The following is a 15,726-nucleotide window of genomic DNA, read 5'->3' as shown; positions in this document are numbered from 1 at the left end:
GGGCACAACGACCACATCACCGCCGCGGTCGACCTCCGCGAGGCCACCGGCGCGCCGATCTGGCTCAACCCGGCCGACCTCGTGCTGTGGCGGGACGTCCACCCCGGCGCCCTGCCCGACCGTCCCGTCGGTCACTGCACCGGGTTCGACGTCGCCGGGACGCAGCTGGTGTCGGTGCACACCCCCGGCCACAGCCCCGGGAGCACGTCGCTCTACGCCCGGGACCTGAACACGGTCTTCACCGGGGACACGCTCTTCTGCGGCGGCCCCGGCGCCACCGGGCGGTCCCACAGCGACCGGCCGACCATCCTGGGGTCCATCCGCTCGCGGCTGCTGACGCTGCCGGCGGACACCGTCGTCAGGACCGGCCACGGCCCCGACACGACGATCGCCGCGGAGGTGTGCCGTGTCGCCTGAGCATCCTGGGGTGGCCTGTCCGCCGAGATCACCGGGCACCGGTCGATCCGCCCGGCGGCGGTCGGAGGACGCCGTCCTGGCATCGGCGCTGCGCGAGGCGAGCTACGAGGTGCTGCCGCTCCGGAACGCGGAGGAGTCGGTCGTCGAGCACGTCCCTCGGCACGTGCCGCTGACCATCACGACGACCGAGGCCAAGGGGCTGGCGCCGACCATCGAGCTGGCCGAGCGGCTCTCCGGTCACGGGTTCACCGCCGCGCCGCACCTGGCCGCCCGGCTGGTCCGGGACAGGGCCCAGCTGACCGACATCGTGGCCCGCCTGCGCGCCGCCGACGTGGACGCCGTGTTCGTCGTCGGGGGCGACGCCGCCGAGCCCGCGGGGAGGTTCCCCGACGCGCTCAGCCTGCTCCAGGAACTGGAGACCGTCGGCCACCACTTCCGGCACGTGGGGATCGGCGGCTATCCCGAGGGGCACGGGCACATCAGCGCTGACCTGATCGAACGCGCCCTCGAGCGGAAGGCCCCGCATGCGACGCACATCGTCACCCAGCTGTGCTTCCACCCCGCCACGACGGCGGCCTGGGCCCGGCAGGTCGAGCTGCGGGGCGTCGACCTGCCGATCCGGATCGGGCTGCCCGGCGCGGTGACCCGCCAGAAGCTGGTGCGGATCTCGGCCGGGCTCGGGCTCGGCCAGTCGGCCCGGTTCCTGGCCAAGCAGCACAGCATGTTCTGGCGCTTCTTCCTGCCGCACGGCTACCGGCCCGATCGCCTGCTCGAGCGCCTCGCACCCGCTCTCGGGCAGCCCGGGCACAACCTGCAGGGCTTCCACCTCTTCACCTTCAACGAGGTGGCGCGGACCGAGGCGTGGCGGCAGGCGTGGCTGGCCCGCCTGTCGGACACCGGGTCGGAGGACCGGTGAGCGGAGCGCCCGTGCCGCACGGTGACGTGTCGTACGGGGGCGTCACGCTCCTCGCGTCACCGGACGGCGGTCGCTACCCCGGCGGGCACTCGCTGCTGATCAGCGGGACCTACGGCACCGTGCTGGTCGACCCCTCGATCGAGGTCCACCGCCGCGGCCGGTCGCCGGGCGGCGTGGACCTGATCGCCGTCAGCCATGCCCACGAGGACCACCTGGCGGGACTGCACCTGTTCCCGGACGTGCCCGTGCTCGCCCACCCCGCCGAGGTCGGCGCCGTCCGCTCCCCCGAGGTCCTGCTGGCCGGCTTCGGGATGGGGGCCGACGAGGCCGAGGAGTTCCACGGCCGGCTCCGGGACACCTTCCACCTCACCGAACGCCGCGACGTCGTCCCGTTCGAGGACGGCGACGTGCTGGACCTCGGCGGCCGGACGGTGACCGTCGTGCACCTGCCGGGGCACACCGCGGGCCACTGCGGCTTCCTCGTCGAGCCCGACGGGTTCCTGTTCGTGGCGGACATCGACCTGACGTCCTTCGGCCCCTACTACGGCGACCTCTCCAGCAGCCTGGAGGAGTTCGAGGCGTCGATCGGCCGGCTGCGGGACGTCGAGGCCCGCTGGTACGGCACGTCCCACCAGATGGGCGTGATCGAGGGGCGCCCGGCCTTCCTCGGCGCCCTGGAGCGGTTCACCGCGGTCATCCGACGTCGCGACGAGGTCCTCCTGGAGCTGCTGCGGCAGCCCCGGACGCCGGCGGACGTCGTCGCTCATCGGCTCGTGTACCGGCCGCACGTCCGGCTGCCGATCGTCGAGGCGGTCGAACGGCGCACCGCCCTGCTGCACCTGGCCCGACTCGAGCGCCTCGGCCGGGTCGTCGCCACCGAGGACGGCTACCTCGCGGTCTGACGGACGCGGCTCCGGGGCCGGGAGACGTCGCCCCCCGGCCCCGGAGCCGCGCCGGTCAGCGGTTCAGCGCGACAGCCGCTGCGTCAGCCAGTCGTGGAAGGCACCGATGTGGTGCTCGGAGGGCACCAGCACGCCGCCGTTGGCGTAGGCACGGGAGGACATGGCCGGCTGGGTCCGCTCGCACGCGGCGAAGTCCTGCTCGTTGACCCGGTGGAACAGCTCCACCGACCGCGTCACGTCCCTGCCCGACTCCACCACCTCGTGCGAGTACAGCCAGTCGCACTCGACGATCGTCCGGTCGGCCGAGACGGGGAACATGCGGTGGAAGATGACGTGGTCGGGCACCAGGTTGACGAAGACGGTCGGCCTGACCGTGATGGCGTAGTAGCGCCGGTCCTGGTCCTCGTCGACGCCCGGCAGCCGGTCGAAGCCCTCGCTGCCGTCGACGGTGAAGCCCTTGACGTCGTCCCCGAACTCCGCGCCGTGCCCGACGAAGAACTGCGCCGCGTAGCCGTCGGCGAACTCGGGGAGCACCTCGGTGAGCTCCGGGTGGATCGTCGCGCAGTGGTAGCACTCCATGAAGTTCTCGATGATGAGCTTCCAGTTCGCCTTGACCTCGTAGGTGACGCGGCGCCCCACGGACAGCGAATCGATGTCGTAGCGCTCGATCGCCTCCACGCTCCCGAGACGCTCGACGATGGCGCCCACGACGTCGTCCTCGAAGGACGGGGGCTCCTTGGCCAGGCACACCCACGCGTACCCCAACCACTCACGCAGCGCCACCGTGACCAGGCCGTACTCGACCCGGTCGATGTCGGGCATCTTGGTCAGGTTGGGGGCCGCGATCAGCTTGCCCTCGAGGTCGTAGGTCCACGCGTGGTACGGGCACCGGAAGGCCCGGTTGGTCGCGCCCGAGTCCTCCGTGCAGATCTGCGCGCCGCGGTGCCGGCAGATGTTGAGGAACGCGCGCAGCTGCCCGTCCCGGCCGCGGACCACGAGGACGCTCTCGCTGCCCACCTGGACCTTCTTGAACGAACCCGGCTTCGCCAGGTCGCCCGACCGCACCGCGCAGAACCACATGTCCTCGAAGACGTGCGACTGCTCCAGCGCGAACACGGCGGGGTCGGTGTAGTAGTGGCCCGGCAATGTGGAGATGAGGCTCGCGGGCTGTTCGGTGGTGGTCATACGGCACCTCGGGGTTCCGTCGGGCGTCGGGAGGACACGCCGGAGTCGGACAACACAGGTCTGTGATCAACCGCGGTCGCCGTCCGCCAGCCAGCTCCAGGCGACCGATGTGTTGCACATTACACAGCCAGTCGCGCCAGACGCAACACTTTGCGTCACGTCCTCGACGGGGAACGCGAACGAAGCGGGCGGCCCCGCGCCACGACCGATCGGCGGTCGGTGGGCGGTGCCGACCCGCTGCGCCGCACCGGGCGACGATCGGAACGGTGCCGCGGACCTGACGGTGTGTGCACACAGCGCGCCATGACGCCGAACCGATGGCTCCGTGTGCCCACATCGCGACCGGAGGGGCGCGGAGAGGTCGGAGTGACGTCTCCACCACCGCGGCAGCGCCCCGCCGGATCAGTCCGGCTGACCGAAGAAGCCGAGCCTCCTGCTCAGCTCGTCGGCGCCCGCCACCACCCGCCGGGCGAGCCGCGGGAAGTCGTGCGCGTCCATGCGGAAGGACGGCCCCGACACACTGAGGGCCGCGATGAAGTCCCCATCCGCACCCCGGACGGGTGCGGCGACGGCGCTGAGCCCGACCTCGTACTCCTCGACCGTCGACCCCCATCCCTGCTCGACGATCCGGTCGAGCTCCCGTTGCAACGCCTCGGGGTCGGTGATGGTCGCCGGGGTGAAGCGCGGCAGCTCGCGGGAGAGCACGTCCTTGCGGACGGCGTCGGAAGCGTGGGCCAGGAGCACCTTTCCGCTCGACGTCGCGTGCAGGGGGGTGCCCTGCCCCACCCAGTTGTGGGTGCTGAGCGCCGCCGGCCCGCGGACCTGGGTGACGTTCACCGCACGGTCGCTGTCCAGGATGGCGATGTTGACCGTCTCCCCGAGATCGACGGCCAGTTCCTCGCAGATCCGCCGGCCCTGCTGGGCGATGTCCAGCTGCGCGGCGGCGGCGCCGGCCAGGCGCACGACGCCGAAGCCCAGCCGGTACTTGCCGCGGTCGGCCAGCTGCTCGACGAAGCCGCGGCTCTCCAGCACCGCGACCAGGCGGAACGCCGTGGACTTGTGCACGCCGAGCTCGGCCGCCACCTCCGTGACGCCGGCCTCCCCGTGGGCCGCCAGGATCTCGAGGACGCTCAGCGCGCGGTCCACCGACTGGACCGCGGCGACCGAGTTCCGCTCTCCGTTCGCACCCTGCGGCCCAGTCATGACCTCAGCGTAGGTCCCGGCCCGGGGAGCACCGCCAACCCTCTTGACGACCCCATGGTGCGCGACGATGCTGTTGCGTCAGAAGCACCGAGTTGCGGCAAGAGCAACAATCTCTCTCTGGAGCGTCCCATGATCCCGGTCTGCCCCACGACCACGTTGCCGCCCGGCGAGGCGACCCGCGTCGAGGCCGACGAGCCCATCGCGGTCTTCAACGTCGACGGCGACTTCTACGCGATCGACGACACCTGCACCCACCAGGACGCCTCGCTGGCCGATGGCTGGTTGGACGGGTGCGCCGTGGAGTGCCCGCTGCACGCCTCGTGCTTCGACCTGCGCACCGGGAAGGTGTCCGGACCACCGGCCAAGACCCCGGTCCGCACGCACCGGGTCGTCGTGCAGGACGGCATGGTCTTCGTGCAGCCGGGGATCCCCGTGGACGGTGCGGCATGAGCCCCACGGTCGCCGTGGTCGGGGCCTCCCTGGCCGGCCTCTCGGCCGCCCGCGCGCTGCGCGAGCAGTCGTACGACGGCCGCATCGTGGTCATCGGCGACGAGGTGCACGCCCCGTACGACCGCCCGCCCCTGTCCAAGGAGTTCCTGGCCGGCACGGCGTCGCTGGACGACGTCGCACTCGGCACACCCGACGACGACCAGCTCGGCATCGAGTGGCGGCTGGGCACCACGGCCGTCGGCCTGGACCACCTCGGCCGCTCGGTGCTGCTGAGCGACGGCAGCGCGGTCCGCGCCGACGGCGTCGTCCTCGCCACGGGCGCTCGCGCGCGGCGCCTGCCCGGCAGTGAGGGGCTCGACGGCGTGCACGTGCTGCGCTCTCTGGACGATGCGATCGCCCTCCGGGACGACCTGGCCGCCGCCGAGCGGCTCGTGGTGATCGGCGCCGGCTTCATCGGGGCCGAGGTCGCCTCCACCGCCCGCGGGCTGGGTCTCGACGTCACCGTCGTCGAGACCCAGCCCGTTCCCCTCGCCGGTCCGCTTGGCGCCGACATGGGGGCCGTCTGCGCCGGGTTGCACGCCGACCACGGCACCCGCCTGCTGGCCGGTACCGGGGTCGCCGGGCTGGTCGGCTCGGGCCGGGTCGAGGCCGTCGAACTGACCGACGGCACGCGCCTGCCCGCCGACGTGGTCGTCGTGGGGATCGGCGCCGTGCCCAACACCGAGTGGCTGGCCGACTCGGGCGTCGCCCTCGGCAACGGCGTCCTCACCGACGCCCGTGGAGCCACCAACCTCCCGGGCGTGGTCGCCGTCGGCGACTGCGCCGCGGCGTGGTCGGCCTCCGCGGAGCGGCACGTCCGCATCGAGCACTGGACCTCCGCGCTCGAGCAGCCGGCCACCGCGGTCGCCACCCTCCTGGGGACCGGAGAACCGGCACCCGCGACCGTCCCCTACTTCTGGTCCGACCAGTACGGCGCGCGCATCCAGTTCGCGGGATCGCGCCGGGAGGGGGACGTCGCCCGTGTGGTGGAGGGCAGCTGCGCCGACCGCAGCTTCCTCGTCGTCTACGAGCGCGAGGGGAACCCCGTGGCCGTCCTCGGCATGAACCAGCCGCGCCTGTTCACCCGCTGGCGCCGCCAGCTGCGCTCGGCCGTGCCGACGGCCTCCTGACCGACCGGCCGGGCGGCTGCCGACGGCGCTCCCGCGGCGCGGCGACCGCGGCGCCGGCCACCAGGCCCGCGGCGGCGAGGAGGGTGGTCGGCGTGCCGGCGGCTTCGGCGAGGACGCCGAGGAGGGCGGCGCCGGCGGCCTGGCCGGCGGTCAGGGCGATGAACAGGAGGGCCGTGGCCTGCGCAGCCGCCTCCGGCACGCGCCGGCTGGCCCAGGCGATGAGCACGCCGCTGAGGGCCACGAAACCGCAGCCGAACAGCGCCAGCGCCCCCGCGGCGACTCCGACGCTCCCCGGCCGCCAGGCGAGCAGCACCGTGCCGACGACGGTGAGGCCCGCGGCGACCAGCCAGGCGGTGGAGAGGCCTGCCACGCGCACGACGCTCCCGCTCAGGCCGCCCAAGAGGGCCGCCGCACCCAGCAGGCACCACAGCATCCCGGTGACCTGGGTGGACAGCCCGCTCGCGGTCGTCGCATCCGGACCGAACGTCCACACCCCGGCCCCACCCGCGCCCGCGAGCACACTGGCGGTCAGCGGGCGGAGGATGCGGCGTGGCCGTGGTCCGGGGCCCGGCCGACCGGGCTCGGCTGCGGGTCGGCGCCAGCAGGCGGATCGGTCGGCCCACCACGTCACGAGCAGTGCACTGGCGGCGAAGCCGAGCCACGCCCACCGCCACTCCCCCGGCCAGACCAGCACCACGAGGCCGCCGGCGCCCACTCCCGCACCGGTGCCGCTGTTCACGACCGCCTGGGACCGTGGCTCGGCCGGCGGCGACACCGTCCCGGCCACGGCGGAGACCAGCGCCGGACTGGCAGCTCCCGCTCCGCTCCCGGCGACGAGCGCCCCGACGGCGAGGACGAGCACCGACTCCGCGGCAGCGACGACCAGCGAACCCGCGGCTGCACTGACACCGGCCCACCACAGGGCGCGCCGTGCCCGGCCCCCATCGACCAGGCGCAGGCCCAGGACGGCGGCGAGGCAGTAGGCGAGGTAGCTGCCGGCGGCGATGCCGCCGGCCACGCCGGAGGTCAGCCTCAGGTCCGCCCTGAACTGCGGCAGGTACAGGCCGAAGCCGTACCGGGTCAGGCCGTAGGTCACGGCGATGACCAGCAGCCCGCTGACCACGAGCCGATGCGGCGCGTGCCGGTCGCCAGGGGTCCGAACCTGACGTAACGATCGTTTCACCATAACGATCGTTATGCTAGGTGCGTGGTCTCCCCCGCTGCGAGTCGACCGGCCCGGGAGCGGCTGCTCGACGCTGCCGGCGAGCTGTTCTACGAGTCGGGCATCGCCGCGACCGGGGTGGACGCCGTCCTGGCCCGCGCCCGGGTCTCCCCGGCGACCCTGTACGCGCACTTCTCCGGCAAGGACGGATTGGTGGCCGCCTACCTCGAGCGTCGCTTCCGGAGCTGGCAGCAGGCCTGGGACGACGTCCTCGACGAGCGGACCGAGGGGGTCGACCGGCTGCTGTCGGTCTTCGACGCGGTCGTGCGGTACCGCGAGGCCGAGGGCAGCCGCCGCGGGTGCGCGTTCCTCGCCGCAGCGACCGAGCTGCCGCCGGGGCATCCCGGCCGGCAGTGGCTGGACGCCGACTCCCGGCTGCTGACCGATCGGCTCCACCGGTTGGCCGAGGCCGCCGGCGCCGACGACCCCACGGGGATCGCCGACGGCCTGCTGGCCTTCTACGACGGGGCGCTGGCGCGCCTCGCGCGCCAGGCGGCCACCTCCGGACTGGACACCGGCGACCCGGTGGGCCGCGCCCGGCAGATGGCGGCCGACTGGCTTGCGGGCCGGATGCGTCCCGTTCGCCCGTCCGCCTGAGCCCGGCGGCGCGGCGCCGGAACCGCAGAGAACGGCCGCCCGGCGGGGGAGCTGACTCGTGCAGCTCCACCGCCGGGCGGCCGTCTCCTGCGGGTCGGGACCTAGTCGCGCGGGTCCTGCGGACGGCCGATGGCCTCCGCCTTCGGCTGACCCTGCGCAGTGACGGGCGCACCTCCCGCCGGCGACACGACGTTGCCGCCCGGACTGACCGACAGCTGGCCGTTCACCCCCGGGCTCGTCGGGGGCGTCTGCGCCGCGGCGTCCGATGGTGCCTTCGCTGTCTTCTCCACCACCAGGACGAAGTCGTCGCCGTGCCGGCTGATGCCGTCGACGACGGCCTGCTCGATCGCCAGGTTGGCGTAGGTGCCCCGCAGCACGATGGGATCCCGCCGGAGGTCCTTGACCAGGCTCACCGCCATCGCCGCCATCACCAGCGCGAACGGCAGGGCGGCGATGATCGTCAGGTTCTGCAGCCCGGTCAGGGCGGCGCCGTCTTCGCCCAGGAGCAGCATGATCGCGGCGACGGAGCCCATCACCACGCCCCAGAAGACGACCACCGAGCGGCTCGGTTCCAGGGTGCCGCGCTGCGAGAGCGATCCCATGACGATGGAGGCCGCGTCCGCACCGGAGACGAAGAAGATCGCCACGAGGATCATCACCAGCACGGTCGCGGCGGTGGCCAGGGGGTACTCCCCCAGGACTGCGAACAGCTGCCCCTCCGTGGTGCCCTGGCCGGCGACGTCGAGGCCGGCGCGCTGGGCGGCGATCCCCGCCCCACCGAACACGGCGAACCACAGGAGGCTGACCAGGCTGGGCACCAGGAGCACGCCGGTGACGAACTGCCGGATGGTGCGGCCGCGGCTGATGCGCGCGATGAACAACCCGACGAACGGCGTCCAGCTGATCCACCAGGCCCAGTAGAAGACGGTCCAGCCGCGGAGCCACGCGGCCATCGGGTCACCGCCGGTGGCCTCGGTGCGTGCGGCCATCTCGCCGAGGTCGGAGAAGTAGCTACCGACCGCGTCGGGGATCAGGTTCAGGATGAAGATCGACGGGCCCAGCACGAAGACGAACAGCGCGAGCACCAGGGCCAGCACCATGTTGATGTTGGACAGCCACTGGATGCCCTTGGCGATGCCCGAGACGGCGGAGGCGACGAAGGCGGCGGTCAGCACCGCGATGATGCCCACCAGGACGCCGTTGCCGACGGGTCCGACCCAGCCGAGGATCTCCACGCCGCTGCCGATCTGCAGTGCGCCCAGGCCGAGGGAGGCCGCCGACCCGAACAGAGTCGCGAAGATGGCCAGGACGTCGATGATCCGGCCGGCCGGGCCGGCGGCCCGCCGCTCGCCGAGCAACGGGATGAAGGCCGAGCTGATCAGCTGACGGCGGCCCTTCCGGAAGGTTCCGTAGGCGATGGCCAGCCCGACGACGGCGTACATCGCCCACGGGTGCAGCGTCCAGTGGAACAGCGTGGTCGCCATCGCCGTCTGGATCGCCTGCGACGACTCGGCCTCGGTCGTGAGCGGCGGCGGGGAGACGAAGTGCGACAGCGGCTCGGCGACCCCGAAGAACATCAGCCCGATGCCCATGCCGGCGCTGAACATCATCGCGATCCACGAGATCGTGCGGAACTCCGGCCGCTCGTCGTCGCGCCCCAGCGGGATGCGCCCGTACTTGCCGGCCGCCAGCCAGATCACGTAGATGACGAACGCCGATGCCAGGAGCACGAACAACCAGCCGAGATTGCCGGTGATCCAGCCGAGAGCCGACCCACTCGCGGTGCCCAGCCCCGTGGGTGACGCGAAGCCCCAGACGACGAAGCCCAGCGCCATGGCCGCGGCGACGGCGAACAGGACCCTGTCGACGGCCCAGTGCCGGTCGGCCACGCAGGGTGGCGTCTCGGCGAGGGCCGGGTGAGTCCCTGCCGCAGACACATCCGTCGCCTCGACGGTGAAGCGCTCCGTCCCTGGTTGGCCGGCGCCGTTGACAGACGTCGGGTCAGTCTCCACGGCCTCCGAGCGGCTCGGTGGGCCGGAGGGCGAGGGTTGCTGGTTGCGCGGCTGCTCCATGACACTCCCATCGTTGTTGCGTCATTCGAGACCGACTTCGCATGAGGGAACCAGAGGCCCGGTCGCGGAGCAAGGGTCCTCAGTGATTTTCCGCACAGATCCGCCTCGCGGGACCCTGCCGAGAAAAACGAGCACGAGTGCATGTCGAGGACGCCGGGCAGCAGATGTTGGCGACCCTGTCGGTGTTCGTCGACGGGTGGACCGTCGAGGCGGCCGTGCACCTCTCCGACCTCCCGAGGACCGGGCACTCGACGTGCTCTGCGCGCGCAGCCGGGGGACCATCGACGTGACCGAGCCGGGCCGCGGTTCGGCATGCTCGCCTCGGTCCAGGAGCTCGCCGCCGAACGGCGCCACGCCGAGTACTTCGGCGCACTCTCCCGGCAGCTGGCCGCGGCACGCCGTACGGGAGCTCTTCCTGGACCTCCACCGCCGGCTCGGCCCACTCGCCGAGGAACGCCTCCGCGCCGTCATCGCCCCCCACTCGCCGGAGGCCGCCGCCCTGGTGACCCACTTCGTGACCGCGCCGACCGAGAAGTGAGGGACGCGGAGGCGGCCCTGCCCCGAGAGCCGTCCGGCAGCCGCGCGACCAGGAGCGCGGCACACTACCGGCAACCCGAGCGTCCTCGACCGAAGGAGTCAGCTGTGCCCGGACCTGAGGTGATCACGACCCGGATCGGCATCGTGGGCGGGGGCCCGGCCGGACTGATGCTCTCCCACCTGCTGGCGCAGGCCGGCATCGACAACGTGGTGGTGGACAACCGCGACCACGAGACCATCCGGACCACCCACCGCGCCGGCATCCTCGAGCACGGCAGCGTGTCCATGCTGGTCGACTCCGGCGTCTCGGACCGGGTGCTCACCGCCGGGCACAAGCACGAGGGCATCGACCTGCGCTTCGGCGGTCAGAGCCACCGCATCGACTTCACCGACCTGGTCGGCGAGGCGGTGTGGCTCTATCCGCAGAACGAGGTCTTCACCGACCTCGCCGCTGCGCGTCGGCGGGACGGCGGCGACGTCCGGTTCGGCGTCTCCGACACCGCCGTCGCCGACCTCACCGGCACCCCGCGCATCTCCTTCACCGACGCCGACGGCGTCGCCCGGGAGATCCGGGCCGAGCTGCTGGTCGGCGCCGACGGCTCGCAGGGCATCACCAAGTGGGCCATCCCGGCCGAGCACCGCACCGACAACTTCATCGAGTACCCCTTCGCCTGGTTCGGCATCCTGTGCCAGGCCCCGCCGAGTGCCGAGGAGCTCATCTACGCCCACTCCGAGCACGGCTTCGCGCTGATCAGCCAGCGCGACGCGAACATCCAGCGGATGTACTTCCAGTGCTCCCCCGACGAGGACGCCGCCGCCTGGTCGGAGGACCAGATCTGGGCCGAACTGCAGCGGCGGGTCGCCGGCCCCGACGGGCTGGAACTGAAGCAGGGGAAGATCTTCGACAAGACGGTGCTGAAGTTCCGCAGCTACGTCTGCGAGCCCATGCGGTACGGCAACCTCTTCCTCGCCGGCGACGCCGGGCACACCGTCCCGCCGACCGGCGCCAAAGGCCTCAACCTGGCCTTCGCCGACGTCCGCGTGCTGTTCGAGGGCATCGAGTCCTGGGCGTCCACCGGCTCCCGGGACCTCCTCGACCGCTACAGCGACCGCGCCCTGGACCGGGTGTGGCGGGCGCAGAACTTCTCCTACTGGATGACCTCCATGCTGCACACCCGGCCCGACGGGAACCCGTTCGACTTCAAGCGCCAGCTGGGCGAGCTCACCAGCGTGGTCACCTCCCGCCACGGATCGGCCTACCTCGCCGAGGCCTACACCGGCTGGCCGACCCACTGACCCGAGGACGCCGGCCGGGTGGGGCCGGCCGGCGCCGGCGGCCCCTGACCGTCAGGCGGGCGGTTCACCGCCCGTGTGCGCGAAGGTCTTGTTGACGATCTTCCAGCTGCCCTCGATGCGGCACAGGCTGAGGAAGTCCACGAAGGAGACCGTGCCCCAGTAGCCCTCCTCGGCGACTGTCGCGGTCGCCACGTCTCCGAGCTGGGTGACCGAGAGGATCCGGCTCCGGTAGTTCCCGGTGTCGGCGGGGTCCTGGGCCGACATCTCGAAGAGCTTCCGTATGGGCACGTCGTAGCGGGTGCCGGCGAGGTCGCCGAACATCCGGGCGTCCTGGTGGAACGCCTCCTGCAGCTTGGCGACGTCTCCGGTCGCCTCGCCGTCGAGGCACAGCTGGACCACGGCGCAGATGGCGTCGTGGTCATCGATCGACGACTTCTGGGTCACATCCAACGTCGACATGGTGGCCGACCTTTCGCGCTGTCCGCATCGACGGCGCCAACCTAGACCCGCCCGGGCGCCGGGAACAGCCATCCCGTTCGGCCCGCGACCGACGCGCCACGCGCTCCAGCCGGACACCGACGTCTGCGGCTGTGGGCGTTGGTGGTGCCCGTCGTGCTCAGGCCGCCTGGAAGGACCGCCGGGAGAGGCCGACGCCGTAGCCGTCCAGGGTCGTGAGCACCGGCGCGGTGGGGTCACTGGCCGCGCCGAGGGCGACGAACAGCGGCGTGAAGTGCTCCACCGTCGGGTGGGCGTAGGGCATCCCCGGCGCGGCGGTGCGGAACCGGGCGAGCTCGGCGACGTCGCCGCGGGCCAGCGCGTCGGCGGCCCAGGCGTCGAAGTCCGCCGACCAGCCCGGCACCTCGTTCTCCAGCCACATCTCCCGTGTGAGGAAGGGCAGGCCGTGGGTCATGTGGCCCGACCCCACGACGAGCACGCCCTGCTCGCGCAGCGGCCGCAGCCGCTCCCCGAGCGCCAGCAGCTCGTCCGGGTCCTCGGTGGGCAGGCTCAGCTGCAGCACCGGGACGTCGGCGGCGGGGTACATGATCTTCAGCGGCACCCAGGCGCCGTGGTCCAGCCCGCGCCGGGCGTGCTGGTGCACCTGCTCGGTGTCCGGCACCAGCCCGACCACCTGCCGGGCCAGCTCGCCGGCGTCGGGGGTGTCGTAGCGGAACGTGTAGTACAGCGCGTCGAAGCCGCCGAAGTCGTACACCAGCTCGCTCGGCCGGGTGGCGCTCACCGCCAGCGGCGCGGACTCCCAGTGCGCGGAGACGACGAGGATCGCCGTCGGCTTGGGCAGCGCCCGGGCCCAGCCGTGCAGCGGGTCGAGCCACTCGCGGCTGCCGAACGGCAGCGGGCCGCCACCGTGAGAGAGGTACAGGCTGGGCAGCGGTCCGTCCTCCGGCGTCCAGACCCGGTGCGGCTGCTCGGCCTCGAGGGATGCGACGCGCCGCAGGTGCGCGGCGAACGGGTGCGCGGCCGGGATGCGGGCGTCGGCGACGGCGGTCGTCGTGGGAGACGTGGTCATGCGGACTCCTCGATGGTCGGAGCGACGGGTCAGACGCGCACGGGCCGTGCGGTCCGGCGGCGGCCGGCGAGCAGGTGGTCGACACTGTGGCGCCCGGCGCCGATGACGGCGAACAGCAGGGCGGCCGCGCCGAGCACGAGGACCAGTTCGTAGCCGCCCTGGTCGACGAAGAGGCCTGCGCCGGCGTGGACGAACACGAACGCGCCGATCATGTCGACCAGCAGCAGCAGCCCGGCGACGGGAACGGCGAGGCCCAGGACGAGAGCGGCGCCACCGGCGAGCTCGACGACCGCGGCGAACCACGCGGCGGCCGAGGCGGCGGGCACGCCGACCTGGTCGAAGAACGCGGCGGTGCCGTCGATGCCGTTGGTGAACAGCTTCTGCCAGCCGTGGGCGACGAAGACGAGGCCGACGGCGACGCGGGTCACCAGGAGGGCGAGGTCACGGGCGGGAGCGGGGAAGGTCATGGCGGGTCCTGTCTCTGGCGGGTCGGATGGTCCGGGGAACGCGCTGGTCAGGCGGCGACGGCGAACCCGCCGGTCCAGGCGATCTTCTCGCCGGCGGCCAGGCCGATCTGCAGGAAGCCGAGCGCCTCCAGCTCGCGGGCGCGGCGCAGCGAGCCGGCGTCGATGGCGCGCAGGCCGCCGGCGGTGACGATCGCGGCCAGCTCGGACTTGGCGTCGGTGTCGTCGCCGGCGATCAGCACGGTCGTGGGCTGCTCGCCGACGGTGCCGGAGGCCAGGGTGGCGGCGAAGGTGGTGTTGAACGCCTTGACGACCCGGGACTGGGGCAGCGCCGCGGCGATCTCGGCGGTGGCGGAGCCGTCGGCCGGGACGACCAGGGAGTCGAAGGTCTCCACGTCCACCGGGTTGGTGATGTCCACGACGACCTTGCCGGCCAGCTGCGCACCGCGCTGGGCGATCACATCGGCCACCGCGCCGTAGTAGACGGCGAGGACGACGACGTCGCCGGTCACCGGCGTGTCGGCGTCGCCGCGGCCGAGCAGCTCGACGGTGTTGCCGCCCTTGGTGACGAGGCCGGCGATGGCCTGGCCCATGGTGCCGGTCCCGATGATGCTCACGTGTGCCATGACGGTTCTCCTGCCGTGGGATGATTACTTGTAGCGACAACTTACGACTACTGTATCGAACTTGTAGCGACAACCATTCCCGACGAGGATGTGACCGTGGACACTCCCTGGCTCGACCGGCGCCAGCTGCGCGCGTGGATCCGCCTGCGGGCGGTGCTCGAGCTGCTCCCGGGCGTCCTCGACGCGCAGCTCCGCCGGGACGCCGACGTGACGGAGTTCGACTACTACGCCCTGGCGATGCTCTCCGAGGCCCCCGGCCGGACGCTCCGGATGACCGAGCTGGCCCGGCAGACCAACGCCACACTCCCCCGGCTCTCGCACGTGGTGAGCCGCCTGGAGGCCCGGGGCCTGGTGGAGCGCTTCGCCTGCCCCGAGGACCGCCGGGCGACCAACGCCCGGCTCACGGACGCGGGGTGGGCGACGGTGCAGGAGGCGGCACCCGGCCACGTCGCCACCGTGCGGCACCACGTCGTCGACGCGCTCAGCGACGAGCAGATCGACCAGCTCGCCGAGATCGGCGACGCCCTCCTGACCAGGCTGGACCCGACGGGGTCGATGGCCGCGACCTACACCCGCTACGACGACGCGCCCGAGGACGGGACGGCCCGTTGACCGGCGCCGCGATCACCGCCGGCGCGACGACGACCAGCTCCGGCGGCGGCCCAGGACGCCGAGATCCAGAGGCGATCGGCGTTCGGTTCGAGAGCGCGATCAACGACTCCACCGGGTCCGGACCAGGCGGACCGGTTCGCGCCGTCGTCGAGCCGGGTGCGTGGCACGCTCGCACTTGGTCAGCTGGAGTTCGCCTCGCGTCGCTGGATGCGCCACGGCTCAGACGTCGACCGCGACGAGACGCCACCGTCCGCAAGCTGCCCGGCGACCGGTAGATCACCTGGCGGCGCAACGGCACCTTGTCTGGGAAGCGGGTCGCCACCGAGCACGCCGACCTGACCCGGCCGACGCCGGTGTTCGACCTCCCTGCGCTGCAGGGCGGGCACCCCGACCTCTACACCGGTCATCGCGCCCGCGTTCTGTGGGTCCCCACCGTCGGAGGAGGTCCCGTGGACCCCATCTCGAGCGTGCCCGGCATCCGGTGTCGCTCGCGATCGAGGCGCATTTCGGCGGCTGGTCCCAGACCTTCGATG

Annotated in this window: 16 protein-coding genes; 8 read left to right on the top strand and 8 right to left on the bottom strand. The window is 72.7% G+C overall.

The features are described 5' to 3' along the window. The 3 genes from MY526_RS12345 to MY526_RS12335 form a co-directional block, all read left to right on the top strand. On the top strand, window positions 1-417 hold a 417-nt coding region (locus tag MY526_RS12345), incomplete at its 5' end, for an MBL fold metallo-hydrolase (protein ID WP_436691927.1). Window positions 418-427: 10 nt separating this feature from the next. Then, window positions 428-1,333 carry a methylenetetrahydrofolate reductase gene (locus tag MY526_RS12340; protein WP_436691926.1) on the top strand — a complete coding sequence of 302 codons (906 nt, stop codon included), beginning with the start codon at window positions 428-430 and terminating at the stop codon, window positions 1,331-1,333. Next, window positions 1,330-2,235, top strand: coding sequence for an MBL fold metallo-hydrolase (locus tag MY526_RS12335; protein WP_436691925.1), 906 nt, complete (start codon window positions 1,330-1,332; stop codon window positions 2,233-2,235). The genes MY526_RS12340 and MY526_RS12335 overlap by 4 nt, the downstream gene beginning before the upstream one ends. 63 nt (window positions 2,236-2,298) lie before the next feature. Here MY526_RS12335 and MY526_RS12330 read toward each other — a convergent pair whose 3' ends face one another. Next, the gene (locus tag MY526_RS12330) at window positions 2,299-3,420 is read right to left on the bottom strand and encodes an aromatic ring-hydroxylating oxygenase subunit alpha (RefSeq protein ID WP_436691924.1); all 1,122 of its coding nucleotides are present in this window, start codon (window positions 3,418-3,420) and stop codon (window positions 2,299-2,301) included. 402 nt (window positions 3,421-3,822) lie between these two features. Beyond that, complete coding sequence (locus MY526_RS12325) at window positions 3,823-4,623, bottom strand: IclR family transcriptional regulator (RefSeq protein WP_436691923.1); 801 nt, start codon at window positions 4,621-4,623, stop codon at window positions 3,823-3,825. A gap of 129 nt (window positions 4,624-4,752) precedes the next feature. Here MY526_RS12325 and MY526_RS12320 point away from each other — a divergent pair, with 129 nt between their 5' ends. Both MY526_RS12320 and MY526_RS12315 read left to right on the top strand, forming a co-directional pair. Beyond that, window positions 4,753-5,073: a bifunctional 3-phenylpropionate/cinnamic acid dioxygenase ferredoxin subunit gene (locus MY526_RS12320; RefSeq protein WP_436691922.1), complete on the top strand. Its 321-nt coding sequence runs from the start codon at window positions 4,753-4,755 to the stop codon at window positions 5,071-5,073. Beyond that, window positions 5,070-6,242 carry an NAD(P)/FAD-dependent oxidoreductase gene (locus tag MY526_RS12315; protein ID WP_436703991.1) on the top strand — a complete coding sequence of 391 codons (1,173 nt, stop codon included), beginning with the start codon at window positions 5,070-5,072 and terminating at the stop codon, window positions 6,240-6,242. Before MY526_RS12320 ends, MY526_RS12315 begins: the two co-directional genes overlap by 4 nt. Here MY526_RS12315 and MY526_RS12310 read toward each other — a convergent pair. Then, the gene (locus MY526_RS12310; protein ID WP_436703990.1) at window positions 6,193-7,365 is read right to left on the bottom strand and encodes an MFS transporter; all 1,173 of its coding nucleotides are present in this window, start codon (window positions 7,363-7,365) and stop codon (window positions 6,193-6,195) included. The genes MY526_RS12315 and MY526_RS12310 overlap by 50 nt on opposite strands. A gap of 84 nt (window positions 7,366-7,449) precedes the next feature. Between MY526_RS12310 and MY526_RS12305 the strand changes: the two genes are divergently transcribed. Then, window positions 7,450-8,061 carry a TetR/AcrR family transcriptional regulator gene (locus MY526_RS12305; RefSeq protein ID WP_436703989.1) on the top strand — a complete coding sequence of 204 codons (612 nt, stop codon included), beginning with the start codon at window positions 7,450-7,452 and terminating at the stop codon, window positions 8,059-8,061. A gap of 101 nt (window positions 8,062-8,162) precedes the next feature. Here the strand turns inward: MY526_RS12305 and MY526_RS12300 are convergent, their stop codons facing one another. Then, a complete protein-coding gene (locus MY526_RS12300) occupies window positions 8,163-9,950 on the bottom strand; it encodes a BCCT family transporter (protein WP_436691918.1) in 1,788 nt (595 codons plus the stop codon). Window positions 9,951-10,775: 825 nt separating this feature from the next. Between MY526_RS12300 and MY526_RS12295 the strand changes: the two genes are divergently transcribed. Then, a complete protein-coding gene (locus MY526_RS12295) occupies window positions 10,776-11,966 on the top strand; it encodes a 4-hydroxybenzoate 3-monooxygenase (protein ID WP_436691917.1) in 1,191 nt (396 codons plus the stop codon). Between the two features lie 51 nt (window positions 11,967-12,017). On the opposite strand, the gene MY526_RS12290 is transcribed toward MY526_RS12295, so the two are convergent. The 4 genes from MY526_RS12290 to MY526_RS12275 form a co-directional block, all read right to left on the bottom strand. Next, on the bottom strand, window positions 12,018-12,425 hold the full coding sequence (locus MY526_RS12290; RefSeq protein ID WP_436703988.1) for a nuclear transport factor 2 family protein: 408 nt from the start codon (window positions 12,423-12,425) through the stop codon (window positions 12,018-12,020). A 157-nt stretch (window positions 12,426-12,582) separates the two neighbouring features. Beyond that, window positions 12,583-13,491, bottom strand: a complete 909-nt coding sequence (locus MY526_RS12285; RefSeq protein WP_436691916.1) for a dioxygenase family protein — start codon at window positions 13,489-13,491, stop codon at window positions 12,583-12,585. Window positions 13,492-13,520: 29 nt separating this feature from the next. Beyond that, window positions 13,521-13,958, bottom strand: coding sequence for a DoxX family protein (locus tag MY526_RS12280; protein WP_436703987.1), 438 nt, complete (start codon window positions 13,956-13,958; stop codon window positions 13,521-13,523). Between the two features lie 47 nt (window positions 13,959-14,005). Further along, the gene (locus tag MY526_RS12275) at window positions 14,006-14,581 is read right to left on the bottom strand and encodes an NADPH-dependent F420 reductase (protein ID WP_436703986.1); all 576 of its coding nucleotides are present in this window, start codon (window positions 14,579-14,581) and stop codon (window positions 14,006-14,008) included. 96 nt (window positions 14,582-14,677) lie between these two features. Between MY526_RS12275 and MY526_RS12270 the strand changes: the two genes are divergently transcribed. Then, complete coding sequence (locus tag MY526_RS12270; RefSeq protein WP_436691913.1) at window positions 14,678-15,193, top strand: MarR family winged helix-turn-helix transcriptional regulator; 516 nt, start codon at window positions 14,678-14,680, stop codon at window positions 15,191-15,193. Window positions 15,194-15,726: the final 533 nt, after the last annotated feature.

Origin of the sequence: Geodermatophilus sp. CPCC 205761 (assembly GCF_051383655.1) — a bacterium.
Classification (GTDB): Bacteria; Actinomycetota; Actinomycetes; order Mycobacteriales; family Geodermatophilaceae; genus Geodermatophilus.
This window is presented reverse-complemented; position numbering and strand designations above follow the sequence as displayed.

Coding starts and splice junctions, on each gene's coding strand:
- MY526_RS12330 (WP_436691924.1), bottom strand. CDS start 3,420: ATGACCACCACCGAACAGCCCGCGAGCCTCATCTCCACATTGCCGGGC.
- MY526_RS12325 (WP_436691923.1), bottom strand. CDS start 4,623: ATGACTGGGCCGCAGGGTGCGAACGGAGAGCGGAACTCGGTCGCCGCG.
- MY526_RS12320 (WP_436691922.1), top strand. CDS start 4,753: ATGATCCCGGTCTGCCCCACGACCACGTTGCCGCCCGGCGAGGCGACC.
- MY526_RS12315 (WP_436703991.1), top strand. CDS start 5,070: ATGAGCCCCACGGTCGCCGTGGTCGGGGCCTCCCTGGCCGGCCTCTCG.
- MY526_RS12290 (WP_436703988.1), bottom strand. CDS start 12,425: ATGTCGACGTTGGATGTGACCCAGAAGTCGTCGATCGATGACCACGAC.
- MY526_RS12285 (WP_436691916.1), bottom strand. CDS start 13,491: ATGACCACGTCTCCCACGACGACCGCCGTCGCCGACGCCCGCATCCCG.
- MY526_RS12280 (WP_436703987.1), bottom strand. CDS start 13,958: ATGACCTTCCCCGCTCCCGCCCGTGACCTCGCCCTCCTGGTGACCCGC.
- MY526_RS12275 (WP_436703986.1), bottom strand. CDS start 14,581: ATGGCACACGTGAGCATCATCGGGACCGGCACCATGGGCCAGGCCATC.